This is a genomic window from Flavobacterium collinsii (assembly GCF_946903285.1).
Lineage (GTDB): Bacteria > Bacteroidota > Bacteroidia > Flavobacteriales > Flavobacteriaceae > Flavobacterium > Flavobacterium collinsii.
Window position 1 is genome coordinate 3,291,863 of the sequence record NZ_OX336425.1, and the last position, 19,728, is coordinate 3,311,590.

6 protein-coding genes are annotated in these 19,728 nt (G+C 39.1%); all 6 read left to right on the forward strand.

All coding sequences use genetic code 11. The features are described 5' to 3' along the window. Positions 1-140: 140 nt before the first annotated feature. Positions 141-482 carry a 30S ribosomal protein S6 gene (rpsF, locus tag OGZ34_RS13720; protein ID WP_041518692.1) on the forward strand — a complete coding sequence of 114 codons (342 nt, stop codon included), beginning with the start codon at positions 141-143 and terminating at the stop codon, positions 480-482. Between the two features lie 5 nt (positions 483-487). Beyond that, on the forward strand, positions 488-784 hold the full coding sequence (gene rpsR, locus OGZ34_RS13725) for a 30S ribosomal protein S18 (RefSeq protein WP_002987043.1): 297 nt from the start codon (positions 488-490) through the stop codon (positions 782-784). Between the two features lie 66 nt (positions 785-850). After that, positions 851-1,291: a 50S ribosomal protein L9 gene (gene rplI / locus OGZ34_RS13730; RefSeq protein ID WP_173966877.1), complete on the forward strand. Its 441-nt coding sequence runs from the start codon at positions 851-853 to the stop codon at positions 1,289-1,291. 100 nt (positions 1,292-1,391) lie between these two features. Next, entirely contained in the window at positions 1,392-4,562 is a 3,171-nt protein-coding gene (locus tag OGZ34_RS13735; RefSeq protein WP_263360557.1) for a TonB-dependent receptor, read from the forward strand. Between the two features lie 118 nt (positions 4,563-4,680). After that, a complete protein-coding gene (locus OGZ34_RS13740; protein WP_263360558.1) occupies positions 4,681-5,154 on the forward strand; it encodes a DUF6495 family protein in 474 nt (157 codons plus the stop codon). A gap of 1,237 nt (positions 5,155-6,391) precedes the next feature. Then, a complete protein-coding gene (locus OGZ34_RS13745) occupies positions 6,392-19,699 on the forward strand; it encodes an Ig-like domain-containing protein (protein ID WP_263360559.1) in 13,308 nt (4,435 codons plus the stop codon). Positions 19,700-19,728: the final 29 nt, after the last annotated feature.

Sequence of the window (19,728 nt, forward strand, 5' to 3'; positions counted from 1 at the left end):
TAAATGTATTATTTTTTTAAGAAAAAAACTAAAATTGGCATGTATTTTTTGTTGTACAACGAATAAAAGTAAAAAAGTGTTGGATATTTAAAATTTATGGTTACTTTTGCACCCAATTTTAACAAATAAATATTGTATTTATGAATCATTATGAAACTGTTTTCATTTTAAATCCCGTTTTATCTGAGGTTCAGGTGAAGGAAACAGTAACGAAATTTGAAGAATTTCTTACTAGTAGAGGAGCTGAAATGGTATCGAAAGAGGATTGGGGTCTGAAAAAAATGGCTTACGAAATCCAAAACAAAAAAAGTGGTTTTTATCACTTATTCGAATTCAAAGTATCTGGAGAAGTTCTAATTGCTTTTGAAACTGAATTTAGACGTGACGAAAGAGTTATGCGTTTCTTAACTGTAAGTTTAGATAAACATGCTATTTCATGGGCGGAAAGAAGAAGAGCTAAATTAAAATCTACTAAAGCGTAATTATTATGTCTACAATCGAGCAATCTGCAAAAGGAAAAAAAGACGGAGATATCAGATATTTAACGCCTTTAAACATTGAAACTAACAAAACTAAAAAGTATTGTCGTTTCAAAAAATCAGGAATCAAATACATCGATTACAAAGATGCTGATTTCTTATTGAAATTCGTAAATGAGCAAGGAAAAATTCTTCCTCGTCGTTTAACTGGAACTTCATTAAAATACCAAAGAAAAGTTTCTGTAGCTGTAAAAAGAGCTCGTCACTTAGCTTTAATGCCATACGTGGCCGATTTATTAAAATAATTAAAAACTCTAGTCGCTGGTTTCTGTTCAGTCAGAACCTAACTTCTAAAATATAAGGACAACAACATGGAACTTATTTTAAAACAAGACGTACAAAACTTAGGATTTAAAGATGATGTAGTATCTGTAAAACCTGGTTACGGTCGTAACTTTTTAATTCCTCAAGGTTTTGCTACTTTAGCAACTCCTTCTGCTAAAAAAGTTTTAGCTGAAAATCTAAAACAAAGAGCACATAAAGAAGCTAAAGTTGTTGCTGATGCAAAAGCATTAGCTGAAACTTTAAAAGCTCTTGAAATTAAACTTACTGCAAAAGCTGGTGGAGAGAAACTTTTTGGTTCTATCACTAACATCGACATTGCTGAAGCTTTAGAGAAATCAGGTAACGCTATTGATAGAAAATTCATCACTAGTGGTATCGTAAAACGTACTGGAAAATATACAGCTAGCATCCGTTTACACAGAGATGTTATTGTTGAATTAGCATACGAGATTATCGCTGAAAAATAACATTTTGTTAACTTCTTGTTAATAAAATATAAAAACCACTCCTAGGAGTGGTTTTTTTTTGCCTAATTTTGAGAGGAATAACACTCTCAAAACCAGGAAAATGAAAAAAATCTTTGCATTATTACTAGGTGTGTTTGCCATAACCACTACTATCGGGCAAACCACAACGTCGAGTATTAAGGGGATTATCAAGAGTTCTGCCAACGAGCTCTTGCCCGGTGCTACTATCTTAGCAATTCATACTCCTACAGGAAGTAAATATTCAGCTGTTTCCAACGAAGACGGAAGGTTTAATATTTTAAACATGAGAATTGGAGGTCCCTACAAAATTGTAGTGACTTTTGTAGGCTTTCGAAATCACGAATATACTGACTTGAATCTCGATCTGGGAAAACCTTTTAATCTAGACGTTGTTTTGGAAGATGAAAGCCAGACATTGGAAGAGGTGAAAATCGTTTCTAAGGATAAAGTTTTTAAAAGTGGAAAAACGGGAGCTGAAACTACAATTGGAAAAAGGGAGTTAACAGCTTTGCCTACCATTTCCAGATCGGCAGAAGATTTCACGCGTTTGGAGCCAACTGCAAGCGGGGGATCTTTTGGAGGAAGAAACGATCAGTATAACAACTACTCTTTAAATGGTGCGGTATTTAATAATCCGTTTGGACTGGATGCTGCAACACCCGGAGGACAGACAGGATCACAGCCTATTTCGCTTGATGCTATTGAGCAGATTCAGGTAGCAACAGCTCCTTACGATGTTACTTTGTCGGGTTTTACCGGAGCTTCGGTCAATGCTGTAACCAAGTCGGGGACAAACGAGTTTCACGGTACGGCCTATGGTTTTTACAGAAATCAGGATTTGACGGGAAGTAAGATAAAAGGAGAAAAAATATTCGTACCCACTTTAGAACAAACCCAGGCGGGTTTTAGCTTAGGCGCTCCTATTATTAAAGATAAGCTGTTCATTTTTGGGAATTTTGAAATCGACAAGCGAAGTGATTTAGGATCAAATTTCGTTGCTAATAACAATGACGGTGTGACCGGAATTAATGAATCTAGGGTTTTGGAATCGGATTTAATAGCGGTTTCAAGTGCTTTGGCTAAGTTAGGATATGATACAGGACCTTATGAGGGATTTAAGCACGAATCTAATTCGAATAAAGGAATTATTAAAATTGACTGGAATATCAATGACAATCATAAGCTGGCGGTTATTTATAATTTTCTAGATGCTTCAAAAGACAAACCGGCACACCCTACAGCTTTGGGTTTCAGAGGACCAAATGCTTCCATTTTGCAGTTTAGAAATGCAGGGTATCAGATTAACAATAACCTGAGTTCTTTCCTGATTGAATTAAACTCAAAATTCAGTGAATCGGTTTCAAATAAACTGCAGGCCGGATATTCGCATTTTAATGACTACAGGGTGCCATTTTCAGTTCCGGCTCCTGTAATTAATATTCAGGATGGAGCGGGTTCTAATTATATTATTGCAGGACATGAACCTTTTTCTATTAATAATACTTTAGATCAGAAAGTAATTCAGATTACAAATAATTTGAATTATAACGTGGGTAAACATGCTTTTACTTTTGGAGCTTCTTTTGAAAAGTTTAAGTTTGCGAACTCCTTTAATCTGGCCGGTTATGACAATTTTGGAAATTCAAACGGATATGCCGGAACCTTTTTTACACCTTATTTTACAACGCAGGACTTTTTAAATGATGCTGCCAAGCCTTTTGCTACCAGTATTATTGCGCAGAATTTAAAGTATGCTCAGGATGTTTTTGCGACTAAAAGTAATTTTGAGGTGGGAAGTAATGGAGGATGGAAATTGGCCGAATTGAATGTAGGGCAATTGGCATTTTACGCCCAGGACGACATCAGTATTGGGGATGATTTTAAGTTGTCTTTAGGATTAAGAATTGACAAACCCTTGTATTTTAATACTGCCGATTTGATTCAGAAATACATGGATACTGATAATGGCGGAGGCAAAAGAAATAACAATACCGATTATTTTAATCCGCAAACAGGTCAGGCTGTTAAGTTAATTTCCACCGATTTACCAAGTGACCGGATTTTATGGTCGCCTAGAGTTGGTTTCAACTGGGATGTTAATGGCGATGCTACTTCGCAGCTTCGTGGAGGTTCGGGGGTTTTTACCGGAAGAATTCCTTTTGTTTGGTTAGGCAATCAGGTGAGCGGTGCCGACGACAGCTTTTTCCAGATTATGGATCCGGATTATAAATGGCCACAGGTTTGGAGAACGAGCCTCGGATTTGATCACCGGTTTGAAAGCAATTATATCGTAACGGCAGATTTGTCTTACAATAGAGATATCAATGCGGTACACGTTCAGAACTGGGGATTAAAAGCACCAACTGGTAGATTGGCGGGTGTTGACAACAGGTCTATTTACCTAGCGGCAGATAAGGGAGCAAACAATGCTTATGTAATGACAAATTCAGATAAGGGGAGCGCTTTTAATGCAACGCTAAAAGTGCAGAAAAACTTCGAAAATGGTCTTTATGCCAGTGTGGCTTATAATTACCTGAAATCAAAGGATGTGAACTCTATCGAAGCTGAAATTACAGGAGATGCTTTTGCTTTTAATCCGGCCTTAGGAAATGTAAACAATGATGTGCTTTCGAATTCTAAATACGGAGATAATCACCGTTTTATAGCAGTAGGTTCTAAAAAATGGAAGTATGGAAAAGACAAATGGGCAACAACGGTTTCTGCTGTTTTTGAATATGCACAGGGAGGACGCTTTAATTATACATATGGAGGAGATATTAACGGGGACGGTTCCAATGTAAACGATTTAATTTATATCCCTACAACAGCTGAAATAGCGTTAATGAACTTTAGTGCAGCGGGAGAAGGAGCTGCTTTTGATCAATTTATCGCTCAGGATAAATATATGAAAAACAGAAGAGGTCAGTATGCAGAGCGTTACGGTGCCATATCTCCCTGGAGAGGAAGATGTGATCTGAAGATACTACAGGATTATAATTTTAAGATTTCTTCAGCTTCTGATAAGAAGAATACGATTCAGTTTAGTATTGATGTTTTGAATTTTGGAAACCTGCTAAATTCAGACTGGGGAGTGGTTCAGGTGCCTACAAGCGTTCAGCCTATTGGGGTTAAAGTTGTTGGGAATACCCCGACTTATACTTTTAATGGAACGCAGACCAAAACGTTTAATTATGATGCTAGTTTAATGTCGAGATGGCAGGCGCAATTTGGTATACGATACATTTTTTAGTAAAGCAAAAAAAGTTATAAATTTGCCCTCGCATTTGCGGGGGCTTTTTTTATGGATACAAAAAAAGTTCCGGAATTTTATACAAGCTCTTTTTAGAGTGTTTAACACAAGAAAAATAATGAAGTACGCAAGATTAACAAAAGAGCAATTTGATGAATTGCACGCAGAATTTGCCAGCTTTTTGGCAACGCAGGCTATTGATAAAGCAGAGTGGGATGCTCTTAAAGTAAATAAACCGGAAGTTGCGGAGCAGGAACTGGATGTTTTTTCAGATTTGATCTGGGAAGGTGTTTTGTCGAGAGCAGAATTTTTGGAGCATTTTTCTAAAAACCATATCTTTTTATTTCAGTGTTTTGAAACCCATGTGCAGTCTATAGTATTAAAATCATTGGTTGCTGAAACTGATTTTCTGACTAAAGAGGGTTTGCAATGGCTGTCGGATAATATGTTTACCGAAAATATAGAAATGAAAGTAGGCAAAAAAGTATTTACAGAAGATCGAAATGCTTCTATTTTTGAATTAATTCAGCAAGGAGCATTCTTAAGTGACGGACAATTGTTTAAGCAAATTAATTCGATTATTGAATCGTAATTGCTCTTTTTGAAGTTTTAAAGGTTTGGAATAGGTAAATATTTGATATTTAAATATTTACCTGTTTTTTATTTTTTTAACTTTTGTTTAATTTTTAATGTTTTTTTTTACCCGTATTTCTACGCATTTTTTCTGAATAATTTAAAAAGGAGTATTTTTTTTAAATTATTTTTATGATTTGCCTTCTTTTTGTGCTTTTTAGCTTAATTTCAATCGATTACCTTTTTATTTTGTAGTCTTTTACTTCTTTTTTTTGGAGGTATGGAAAAATAAAAATATTTTTTATCATTTTAGTTTGCCTTCATTAACCGTTATAAAGGCAGGTTTTTCCGATGATTTACCAGTTTTTTAAATTTTAAATTTTTGATGAATAAAAAAAACGTTAAAAATATACTTGTTTCGTGTTCTCCTTTTTTCTAATTTTAGAATAGAAAAAGTTAAACAAAACTTTTTTGTTCTTTTTTTCAAAAACAGCTATTGAAGTCTTTTTTAATAAAGTAAGTAGTAAGTTTTTGTATGATTATCTAGAGTTGAAGTTTTTTATAATAACTTAATTAGTTTGCGTATGGAATTGATCACTACTTTCTTTATCAAGTTTGCATTAGGTTTTCGTATTATTTTAGCTTTGTCTTGTAAGAGTTTGAATAAAATTGAATTTATCATCAAATTGAGTTTTAGTTCCACTTCAAACTTATTTCATCAATTTTCCAGATTTATTATTTTTTTATTTTCAAATCCCAATCGGGGGTTTGTTGATGAAACGTATTGTTGTGTTTAAAATTCTTTAAATGCCGACTGCGTTTTTTAAAATGAATTGATTCAATTTTTAGAGTTCTGTTCTAAAAGAGATAAAGTTTATAAAAAGAATAATCAGCTTTTTATGACTATTGAATCATACTATATATGATGTAGAATTCCCCAATTCTCCGAAACGTATATTTTCTTTTATGAAAATTGGTTTATAACAAATCACTCTTTTTGGAAGTCTGGTTTAGGTCAGTATTTCCCAATTTTTTGGTATGTCTTTTATTCGAAAAGAGTAGGAGCGGTTCTTTAGTATACTTCTGTATACTCGGTGCAACATGATTTTTTACTGAAATGTTGTTTACATTCTTAGTATTCTGGGAATCTAAATTTTATTTCAACAAGTTGATTATTAGTGTTTTTTTGAAATTGCCTAAGCACGTCTGCTTATCGCAAGAGGTATTTTATTGTCCATTTTCTAATCTTCCAAATTATGAAAAAAAATTTTACTTTTTATGATCTCCTAGTAAAGAGGAGATTATTGGGACTATTTTTTTTATTGCTGCTTTGCAATAAAAACTTTGCCCAGACTTTCTGTAGACCCATCTCCAATACGAGCAGTAGAGCCGGAGTGTGTTTGGGAACTACAGAGGTACTTAATCCAACCTTTGCTTATGATGCGAGTACGAGTACGTACGCTTCATTGACCAATGCTTTGGGAGTTCTTTGTTCTGTGCAGGAAACAGTGAAGTTTGGTCAAATGGCCAAAGCCGGTGACCAAATTGTGATCGTTTACGGATCAAATGCAGACCTGTTAGATGTTGGTTTAGTAGCCAACACGACTATTCAGCCCAGTAATTCGGTTGCGGGTACAAGCAGTACGGCATTGGCTTTAAACAGTCCATTGTTGAATGTAAACGCCATAAGCGGAGCTACTACAGCTACTGTAAAATATACCCTGACAGCTGATGCAGATCAGGTTAAGGTAGAAATTGGCGGTCTGCTTAGTGTCCTGACTAATGTGCGGATATATGATGTTCGGTTGCAGTTTGCAAAACCAACTATTGCTGGAGGAGCAACACAATCCGTTTGTTTAGGACAGTCGATTGCACTTTCAGCGACAGCTGCTGTAGGTACTACTTTGGCCTGGTACAGTTCTCCAACATCTACTACAGCGCTTTCAAATGTAAATACTTTTACAACACCTGCTTTAACGACAAGTACTACTTATTATATAGGTATATCAAGAAGTGCTGGTTGTGAAAGCGATGAAAGATTTCCGGTTACAGTTAATGTTCTGGATCCTACATTACCGACAATTAGTACAGTTGGTACTTCAATTTGTTCTTCGGGAGCAACACAAGCAACAACGCTATCCGTTATAAATCCGGTACTCGGAACAACTTATTCCTGGTTTAGTGCCGCAACGGGTGGGTCGGCATTAAGTACCGGGAGCACCTATACACCAACTGTTCCAACGGGAACTACGAATTTTTATGTCGAGGCATCTATAGGTGTCTGTAAAACAGCGACTCGAACTCCGGTTACGGTTACTTCAACTCCTGTTCCGGGAGTTGCCACTATTTTAACACAAAGTGTAACTATAGTTTCTGGTCAGAATGCAACACTTAGTGCTTCTACTTCAGAACCTGGTGTAACATTAGATTGGTATGATGTAGCTACAGGAGGCGTTCGATTATTAGGAGATTCAAATAATTTTACAACTCCGGTATTAGTAGCTTCTAAAACGTATTATGTGGAGTCCCGAAATAGTGCGGGAGGCTGCGTCAGTGCAACCAGAGCACCTGTAACGGTAACGGTTATACCTGCTGCTCTAGGAGGTTGTTTAGAAGCCAATAGCCAGCAAACCACTCAGAATGGTTTGTGTTTGCTTTGTTCGTCAAGTGCTCAGAACAATTCCGTTGACGGAAATAGTGCTACTTCATCTAGTCTAACGGTTCCAATAGGTTTAGTAAACGGCTGGATTCAGCAAACATTACAATTCAATAATCCGGGAAAAGCAGGAGATATTATTGATGTCGACCTTGCGTTGCCTGGAGGAATTGCCGATCTTAATTTGTTAGGGGTAGTTAGCCTCGCGACTTATAATGGCGCCACTTATAATAACGACCGAAATTTTATCAATAACGCATTGGTTTCTTTGCAGTTAGTATCCGGAAGTAAATTTAGAGCCAGTTTTATTGCTGTAGCCAATTTTGATCGTATCGAAATTCGATTAGGTGGATTGGTAAGTGCCTTAACAACTTTAGAAATTTATCAGGCTACGCACCGCTATAAAGCGCCTTCGTTTACAGGAAGCACCACAATTTGTGGAGGGCAAACGACTACTTTAACAGCAGACATCGTAGTTGGTGAAAGTGTTAAATGGTATGATGCTTTAACAGGAGGAACTTTATTGGCAAGCACTGCGGCTTATACTACGCCGGCTTTAACGGTAAATACTACGTATTATGTAGAAGTGACCCGCAATGGCTGTGTCAATAGTGAAAGAAACCCGGTTGTGGTTACGGTAAATAATCCGATCGCTCCGACACCAGTAACGGCCAGTCCTGCCAATTTATGCGGTGGAGCTACAACTTCAATAAGTATTGATTCACCGGTTGTGGGAACTGTGTACAAATGGTACGACGCGAGTACGGGTGGAAATTTAGTGTTTACGGGTACCGTTTTTGCGACACCAAATTTAACCGCTACAACTACTTATTATGTCGAAGCTTCAATCGGAACTTGTATAAGTTCGAGCCGTACACCGGTTACCGTTACGGTTAATCCAAGACCTTCGGCACCAGTTGCAGTATCTTCACATGTGATTATTCAATCAGGTCAGGATGCAACATTGGCAGTCGTGAGTAGTCCTGGTATTAATCACAATTGGTATGATGTACCAACGGGAGGAACTGCTTTAGCTACTAATGTAAATAGTTATACACCTAGTCCGGCTTTAACGTTAAGTAAAACATTTTATGTTGAGTCAGTAGATCTAGCTTCCGATTGTACAAGCAGTACAAGAACGGCGATTGTTGTGACTGTAATTAGCGGAGTAAATAGTTGCTTGTTAGCCAATTCGCAAATAACCACTAAAGGAGGAACCACAAACTGTTTGACTTGTAGTTCTAGTGGAGATGGAAATTCTGTAGACGGAAATTCTGCAACAGCAGCGACTCTTACAATCCCTCTTGGTTTAGTAACCGATCATATTCAACAAGATTTAACCTTTCCAACAACGGGCCAGACTGGTGATATTATCGATGTGGAATTGGGAATTCCTGTTGGACTTCTTGATATTAGTGCACTTTCTAATGTTAGCCTGCAAAGTTTTAATTCAGGTGTACCTAACGGTGATTTTAGTACAATTAACAATCTTTTGAATGTTCAGATCTTATCCGGAAATCGTTTCAAAGCAAGTTTTGCAGCAGCGGGTACTTTTACCAGTGTGCGTGTTCGATTAAGCGGATTGGCAACTCTTTTATCAAGTCTGGAGATTTACGAAGCTTCTTATAGATTTGCAAATGCTGTAGTAACAGGAGCAACCGCACCAATTTGTGCCGGACAAACTGCTTCCTTATCAGCTACTGCAGCTGGTGGAGATACATTTGAATGGTACGATGCTCCAACCGGAGGAAATATAGTAGCGGTTAATCCAACTGCTGCATTGACGACTACAACAACCTTTTATCTGGAAGCAACGCGCGGAGGAACTTGTATCAACACCGTTCGTCAGCCCGTTACTGTGACTGTATTGCCTTTACCAACAGCGACAGATATCAATATCACAACTCCTTTAACAGCTTCTTGTTCAGGAGGCATTGTTTTGACTCCAACATCAGCTTTAGCGGGAGCAACTTTTAAATATTATTTAGATGGAAATAAAACACAGGAGGCAACCGGAACAATTTCGGGAGTTACCTATGTTAAAGATTCCGGAACTGGTGCTCTAACGATTACCGGACTTACTGCGTTAAATTCTCCTTATACCTATTATGTATCTGTGTTTAACGGCGGTATTTGTGAGAATGCAAATGGAAGCTTAAAAGCAGTGGTCGTAAATTTCCCAACAGGTTCGGCTTTGACGGTAACACCAACTTTGGCAGGCTGTGCTAAAGTGAATTTAAAAGATGCTATTGTTAGCTTTAATCCAACCACTACTTATACTTTTTATGATTCGTTGAACAATCCAATAACAGATCAGGCCGCTGCAAATATTACAGTAAATGGTAATTATTTTATTCAGGCTCAGGCGAATGGTAGTGATTGTCCATCTGCTAAGGAATCAGTAGCAGTTACCATTAATCCGTTGCCAACCTTAACAGGAGTAACGAGTTCAATAGTGGTTCCTAAAGGTACTTCTGTTGCTTTAGTAGCAACTTCAAACGGAACAATTACCTGGTACGATCAGCTGGGAAATGTAGTCCCTTCAAACAATACAGGACCTTTAAACACAGTAGGTGTTTTTAGTTATACAGTGGTGGCCAGTAATGGAACCTGTACCACAAGTCAGACTATTACGATTAGTGTAATTGATCCTGCCACCTGCGATCCGTTATTAGAGAGAGTTTATGCTACTACTCAATTGTCAGGCTCCATTATTACCGGAGGAGTGAGCAATGGACCTTTAGCTGTTGACGGCGATCCAAGTACCCGCTCTACCATTACAACCGGTTTGGGACTTTTGGGTATTGGAACAACCTGGCAAAATCTGCAATGGCCAACAACAATTGTTAAAGGAACACCTGTAACGGTAAAAATTGGTTTAGAAAACAGTTTAATTGCTGTGGCCCAAAACATCTCAGTAGTGGGTACTAAACGTGACGGATCTAATAATCCTATTGATATTGGAACTTTACAACCGATAACAGGATCTTTATTAAACTTATTACCGGGAGAAAATTCATTTGAATTTACTTTTGTTCCGTCTAATACTTCAGGACTTCAGGATTATGATGGTATCCGTGTACAATTAGGATCAGTTTTAAGCGTAGCACAAAACATCAGTGTATACGATGCTTATTACAAAAAACAAGTAACTCAGATCACATGTGGACAGGGAGATATCGAGGATGTTTTCTCTGGCGTAAGAGACTTGGGAATAGGAGCATTAACCGCTACAGTGGGAGTTTCAAATCCATGGAATATAGCCGACAAAGATATTGCTACCTATGCCACTATGTTTAATGCAGTAGGATTATTGGCTGCTGCTGAACTTACAACAACGTTTAGAACTCCTTCTATGGTTGGGGATAGTTTAAGAATTGTAATTTCAAAACCAGGAGTAGTTTTAAACCTTAATTTGCTTACCGGATTTTCGATTCAGCTTTATTCAGGAAACATTCCGGTTGGGGCACCAATTGAAAACACAAGCAGTCTGTTGAGTTTAAAACTACTTTCAGGAGACACGATGGCGATGACTATTGTTGCTCCTCAAACACAGCCTTATGATAAAGTGGTGATAACACTTGGTGGTGTTGCCAGTGTTTTAGATCAGCTTAGAGTGCATTCTATTGATCGTGTAACCAATACGAAAGTCATAGGAAGTGATCCTGATAATAAAGTCACGGTTTGCCCTGGCACAGACATTACACTCGTCGTCCCGCCTAAGCCTTGTGCTGATTATGAATGGTACGATTCTCCAACAGGAGGAAATCTCGTAGCCAGTGGTCAGACTTATACCTTGCCAGCTACATTAGCAGCAGGAACTTATAAATATTATATTCAGCCAATTCGTTACGGTTGTGCAGCTTTAGAAAGAGGAGAAGTTACTGTGGTGGTAAGAGCTACTGTTCCTGCAGCAACGATAACAAACGTAACCATAAACGGAGGGTCAGCTACTATTATTTGTTCAGAAACCGGTACGGTAACCTTAGATGCAGTTTTAAGTGCTACACCGGTACTTACAAATCCGGTATACCACTGGTATAGCTTTGATGGTACAACGAGCCAGTTAATTCCTGGACAAGTAACCTCTAAATTGATTGTAACCGGTTTAGTTCCGGGAACCTATACCTATTATGTTGGAGTAAGTTCAGATGAATATTGTGAAACTGCTCCGGCAGACAGAAAACAAGTGACCTTTACTATTTTACCAAATTCTTTGGTAACCGATATTTCAATAAATAATGCTTCTATTTGTCATGATACGCCAGTTACTTTAACACCATCAAGTACGCTGTCGAACCCTGTTTTTGCCTGGTATTTAGATGCGAATAAAACGCAGCCTATTTTTACCGGAACAATTGGAGGAGTGGATTATACGATTAGTGGTACAGGGGCTTTAACAGCTACAGGTTTGACACCGGCAATGAGCCCAATGTCTTATTATGTTGCCGTTTCAAGCGATTTTACCTGTCAGAATAAAAATGGAGAGTTGAGACTTGTGACGGTTCTTATTAATGATCCGGCGACACCAACGTCTACACCGGCGAATCAAAGTTTCTGTTTGGTTAATGTGCCTACAGTTGCTAATCTTCAGGCTGATCAGGCCAACGTGGTTTGGTACCTTGCAGCAACAGGAGGAACTGCATTAGATCCAACAACTGCTCTGACCACCAGATCTTATTATGGAGCCATCAGAGACCTTAATGGCTGTGAAAGCTCAGTGCGATCAGTAACAGCTGTAACCGTTAGTGATCCTGGTACACCAACCTTGGTAACAGCGGGCACACAAAACTTCTGTTTGGTAAATGCACCAACTTTTGCAAGTGTTCAATTTAACGAAGCCAATATCGTTTGGTACACTGCTTTAACAGGAGGAACAGTGATTCCATCTACTACAGCTTTAACCAGCGGTACTTATTATGCGGTAATCAAAGATCCAACTACGACTTGTGAAAGCGCAGTAAGATTGGCGGTAACCATTAGTGTAACCGATCCCGGTACACCGACTTTGGTAACAGCCGGCACACAAAATTTCTGTTTGGTAAATGCACCAACATTTGCAAGTGTTCAGTTTAACGAAGCCAATATCGTTTGGTATACTGCTTTAACAGGAGGAACAGTGATTCCATCTACTGCAGCTTTAACCAGCGGTACTTATTATGCGGTAATCAAAGATCCAACTACGACTTGTGAAAGCGCAGTAAGATTGGCGGTAACCATTAGTGTAACCGATCCCGGTACACCAACTTTGGTAACAGCTGGAACACAAAACTTCTGTTTGGTAAATGCACCAACATTTGCGAGTGTTCAGTTCAACGAAGCCAATATCGTTTGGTATACTGCTTTAACAGGAGGAACAGTGATTCCATCTACTACAGCTTTAACCAGCGGTACTTATTATGCTGTAATCAAAGATCCAACTACGACTTGTGAGAGTGCAGTAAGATTGGGGGTAACCATCAGTGTAACCGATCCGGGTACACCAACCTTGGTAACAGCGGGCACACAAAACTTCTGTTTGGTAAATGCACCAACATTTGCGAGTGTTCAGTTTAACGAAGCCAATATCGTTTGGTATACAGCTTTAACAGGAGGAACAGTGATTCCATCTACTACAGCTTTAACCAGCGGTACTTATTATGCTGTAATCAAAGATCCAACTACGACTTGTGAGAGCGCAGTAAGATTGGCGGTAACCATTAGTGTAACCGATCCTGGTACACCAACCTTGGTAACAGCGGGCACACAAAACTTCTGTTTGGTAAATGCACCAACTTTTGCAAGTGTTCAATTTAATGAAGCCAATATCGTTTGGTATACAGCTTTAACAGGAGGAACAGTGATTCCATCTACTGCAGCTTTAACCAGCGGTACCTACTATGCTGTAATCAAAGATCCAACTACGACTTGTGAAAGCGCAGTAAGATTGGCGGTAACCATCAGTGTAACCGATCCTGGTACACCAACCTTGGTAACAGCCGGTACACAAAACTTCTGTTTGGTAAATGCACCAACATTTGCAAGTGTACAATTTAACGAAGCCAACATTGTTTGGTACACAGCTTTAACCGGTGGAACAGTGATTCCGTCTACTACAGCTTTAACCAGCGGTACTTATTATGCTGTAATCAAAGATCCAACTACGACTTGTGAAAGCGCAGTAAGATTGGCGGTAACCATTAGTGTAACCGATCCGGGTACACCAACTTTGGTAACAGCGGGCACACAAAACTTCTGTTTGGTAAATGCACCAACATTTGCAAGTGTACAATTTAACGAAGCCAATATCGTTTGGTACACAGCTTTAACCGGTGGAACAGTGATTCCATCTACTACGGCTTTAACCAGCGGTACTTATTATGCTGTAATCAAAGATCCAACTACGACTTGTGAGAGCGCAGTAAGATTGGCGGTAACCATCAGTGTAACTGATCCTGGTACACCAACCTTGGTTACAGCGGGCACACAAAACTTCTGTTTGGTAAATGCGCCGACATTTGCGAGTGTTCAGTTTAATGAAGCCAATATCGTTTGGTATACTGCTTTAACCGGTGGAACAGTGATTCCATCTACTACGGCTTTAACCAGCGGTACTTATTATGCTGTAATCAAAGATCCAACTACGACTTGTGAAAGCGCAGTAAGATTGGCGGTAACCATTAGTGTAACCGATCCTGGTACACCAACTTTGGTAACAGCCGGTACACAAAACTTCTGTTTGGTAAATGCACCAACATTTGCAAGTGTTCAGTTTAATGAAGCCAATATCGTTTGGTATACTGCTTTAACTGGTGGAACAGTGATTCCATCTACTACGGCTTTAACCAGCGGTACCTACTATGCTGTAATCAAAGATCCAACTACGACTTGTGAGAGTGCAGTAAGATTGGCGGTAATCATTAGTGTAACCGATCCTGGTACACCAACTTTGGTAACAGCCGGAACACAAAACTTCTGTTTGGTAAATGCACCAACATTTGCGAGTGTTCAGTTTAATGAAGCCAATATCGTTTGGTATACAGCTTTAACAGGAGGAACAGTGATTCCATCTACTACAGCTTTAACCAGCGGTACTTATTACGCTGTAATCAAAGATCCAACTACGACTTGTGAGAGCGCAGTAAGATTGGCGGTAACCATCAGTGTAACTGATCCTGGTACACCAACCTTGGTTACAGCGGGCACACAAAACTTCTGTTTGATAAATGCGCCGACATTTGCGAGTGTTCAGTTTAATGAAGCCAATATCGTTTGGTATACTGCTTTAACCGGTGGAACAGTGATTCCATCTACTACGGCTTTAACCAGCGGTACTTATTATGCTGTAATCAAAGATCCAACTACGACTTGTGAAAGCGCAGTAAGATTGGCGGTAACCATTAGTGTAACCGATCCTGGTACACCAACCTTGGTAACAGCCGGCACACAAAACTTCTGTTTGGTAAATGCACCAACATTTGCGAGTGTTCAGTTTAATGAAGCCAATATCGTTTGGTATACTGCTTTAACCGGTGGAACAGTGATTCCATCTACTACGGCTTTAACCAGCGGTACTTATTACGCAGTAATCAAAGATCCAACAACGACTTGTGAGAGCGCTGTACGATTAGCTGTAACGATAAGTGTTACTGATCCGGGAACTCCTGTTATTACCAAAACTAGTCAGGATTTCTGTTTGGTCAATGCGCCAACTTTTGCAACAATTGACGTAAGTCCAGCCGTTGCTGCCAACATTGTTTGGTACACTGCTTTAACCGGAGGAGCTTTAATTCCATCTACTACAGCTTTAACAACCGGAACGTATTATGCCGCAATTAAAGATCCGACAACGACTTGTGAAAGCGCTGTACGATTAGCAGTAACGATAAGTGTGACCGATCCGGGAACTCCTGTTATTACCAAAACTAGTCAGGATTTCTGTTTGGTCAATGCGCCAACTTTTGCCACAATTGATGTAAGTCCAGCTGTTGCTTCAAATATCGTTTGGTACACAGCTTTGACAGGAGGAACTTTAATTCCATCTACTACAGCTTTAACAACCGGAACGTATTATGCCGCAATCAAAGACCCAATAACTACTTGCGAGAGTAATGTGAGATTAGCGATTAACATTAGTGTGACCGATCCGGGAACTCCTGTTATCAGCAAAACTAGTCAGGATTTCTGCTTGGTCAATGCGCCAACTTTTGCCACAATTGATGTAAGTCCAGCTGTTGCTGCCAACATTGTTTGGTACACTGCTTTAACCGGAGGAACTTTAATTCCATCTACTACAGCTTTGACAACCGGAACGTATTATGCTGCAATCAAAGACCCAACAACTACTTGCGAAAGTAATGTGAGATTAGCGATTAACATTAGTGTAACCGATCCGGGAACTCCTGTAATCACTAAAACCACTCAGAGTTTCTGTTTGATTAATGCACCAACTTTTGCCACAATTGACGTAAGTCCAGCTGTTGCTGCGAATATCGTTTGGTACACAGCTTTGACAGGAGGAATTTTAATTCCATCTACTACAGCTTTGACAACCGGAACTTACTATGCTGCAATCAAAGATCCAATAACTACTTGCGAGAGTAATGTGAGATTAGCGATTAACATCACTGTAACCGATCCGGAAGCACCAATAATTACGAATACTACTCAGAGTTTCTGTTTGGTAAATGCGCCGACTTTTGCAACAATCGACGTTAGTCCGTCCGTTGCCGCTAACATTGTTTGGTACACAGCTTTGACAGGAGGAATTTTAATTCCATCGACTACAGCCTTAACAACCGGAACCTACTACGCTGCAGAAAAAGATCCTGTATCAGGATGTGAAAGTACAGCAAGATTGGCGATCAATATCAGTGTAGCCGATCCTGGTACACCAACCTTAGTAACAGCAGGAACACAAAACTTCTGTTTGATAAATGCGCCAACTTTTGCAAGTGTTCAGTTCAACCAGGCTAACATCGTTTGGTATACTGCTCTAACCGGAGGAACCGTTATTCCATCGACTACAGCCTTGACCAGTGGTACTTATTATGCAGTAATCAAAGATCCAACAACGACTTGTGAAAGCGCTGTAAGATTAGCTGTAACGATCAATGTTGCCAATCCGGGCACACCAACTTTGGTAACAGCCGGAACACAAAATTTCTGTGCGGTAAATGCACCAACTTTTGCGAGTGTTCAATTTAATGAAGCTAACATCGTTTGGTATACTGCTTTAACGGGAGGAACATTGATTCCTTCAACTACGACTTTAACTAGTGGAGTTTATTATGCAGCAATAAAAGATCCTGTATCAGGGTGTGAAAGTGCTGTAAGACTAGCCGTAACAATCAACGTTACTGATCCTGGTACGCCAACTTTAGTAACGGCAGGAACACAAAATTTCTGTACAGTTAATGCACCAACATTTGCAAGTATTCAAACGAATCAAAGTAATATTGTTTGGTATACTGCATTGACAGGAGGAACCGTTATTCCTTCAACTACAGCTTTAACCAGCGGTACTTACTATGCAGTGATAAAAGATCCTGTATCAGGATGTGAAAGTGTTACCAGATTAGCAGTAACCATTAATGTTACTGACCCAGGTACACCAACATTAGTAACAGCCGGAACACAAAACTTCTGTGCGGTAAATGCACCAACTTTTGCAAGCATTCAAACGAATCAAAGCAATATCGTTTGGTACACTGCATTGACAGGAGGAACCGTGATTCCATCTACTACAGCTTTAACCAGCGGTACTTATTATGCAGCAATAAAAGATCCTGTATCAGGATGCGAAAGCGCGGTGAGATTGGCGGTAACAATAAGTGTAACCGATCCGGGTACACCAACCTTGGTAACTGCAGGAACACAAAATTTCTGTAAAGTTAATGCACCGACATTTGCAAGTATTCAAATAAATCAAAGTAATATTGTTTGGTACACTGCTTTAACTGGCGGAACGGTTATTCCATCAACTACAGCTTTAACCAGCGGTACTTATTATGCAGTGATAAAAGATCCTGCATCAGGATGTGAAAGTGCTACCAGATTAGCGGTAACCATCAACGTTACTGATCCGGTTACACCAACAACAACAGCTAATACTCAGGTTTTCTGTTCAGGAAATAATCCAACAGTTGCGAGTATTCAGGTAAACGGAAGCAACATTGTGTGGTATACCACCGCAACAGGTGGAACTGCCGTTGCATCGACTACAGCATTGGTAAATGGAGATTATTACGCTGTTACAAAAGATCCGGTAACAGGTTGTGAAAGTAGTATCCGACTAAAAGTTACTGTGACTGTTGGAAATTCGAATAATCCTACCACAACTGCGGCATCTCAGAATTTTTGTTCTGTAAGTGCTCCAACTTTTGCGAGTATTCAGGTAAACGAAAGCAATGTAGCGTGGTTTAGTAGTGCAACTGGCGGAACAGCAATTCCATTAGCAACAGCATTAACTTCTGGTACTTATTATGGAGAAATAACAGATCCGATAACAGGATGTAAAAGTGCAGCGCGTTTAGCGGTTACAATTACTATTGCTAATCCAATGCCTACACCAACTACCACTTCGGCAATTCAGAATTTCTGTTCTGTAAGTGCAGCAAAAGTTTCGGACATTCAGGTAAACGAATCAAATGTAATTTGGTATAGTACTGCAACAGGAGGAACAGCAATTCCATCAACAACAGCTTTAGTGAGCGGTAATTATTATGGAGTTATTGCAAGCGGTTCAGGCTGCGAGAATCCAGTAAGACTATTGGTTACTGTGAATGTAAATCCACCGGGAAATGTCACTACGCCAAGAACGACACAAGTATTCTGTTTATCATCAAATCCAACGATTCAGAATATCGTCGTAAATGAGTCAAATGTGGTATGGTATGCTTCAGCATTAGGAGGGACACCTTTGGCAGCAAATACACCTTTAACCGCAACAACTTATTACGCAGGAACGCTTAATAACGTTACTAATGGTTGTGATAGAGCTGCGAGATTAGGAGTAACTGTTGCTTTTGATAATGATGCTCTGGTTCCTATTACCACGACAGATGATACACCATGTGTATTCCAGGGAGTAACATACTCAATTGCCAATGGAAAATCAAATTATGTGTGGTCGGTTACTAACGGAACAATTACTTCCGGAGGAGGAGTTAATGATGGCTCAGTAACGATTTCCTGGTCTGACATTGGACCTGGCAGAGTTGTGGTCCAGTACATTAATACTTGTGACGAGAGAACTACGAAATCCTTAAATGTAGTTGTAGCAACTTGTTCTGACTTAACTATAACCAATACAGTTAGTAATTCTACACCTAATTTTGGTGACCAGATTACTTTTAAAGTAACCGTAAATAATGTTGGTCAGGGTAATTTTATAAATACAATAGTAAGTGATTTATTGCCTAGTGGATACAATTTGGTAAGTGCATCTACGACTGCAGGAACATACAATTTGTTGACAGAACTCTGGACAATTCCAACATTGAATGCAGGTCAAAGTGTAGTACTTACAATTGTAGCAGAAGTGCTACCGAGTGGTAAATACTTAAGTGTTGCAACTGTTGAGACTTCGACTCCGTTAGATGTAGATGCATCAAATAATTCGGCTTCAGTTTCTATCGAACCAATTTGTTTGACCGTTTACAATGAGTTTACGCCAAATAATGATGGAGCTAATGATCTTTTCAGAATAGATTGTATCGAAACTTATCCAAATAATGAGTTGAAAGTGTATAACAGATACGGTTCATTAGTATATAGTAAACAACATTATGAAAATGATTGGGACGGAACCGCCAATGTTTCCGGAGTTATTAATAGAGGAGATATGCTGCCAACAGGTACTTATTTCTACGTAATAGCGATTGGAGACGGAACGGTTAAAAAAGGTTGGTTGTCTATAATGAGATAAGCAGCTGTATTAATCATCTAATAAATTAA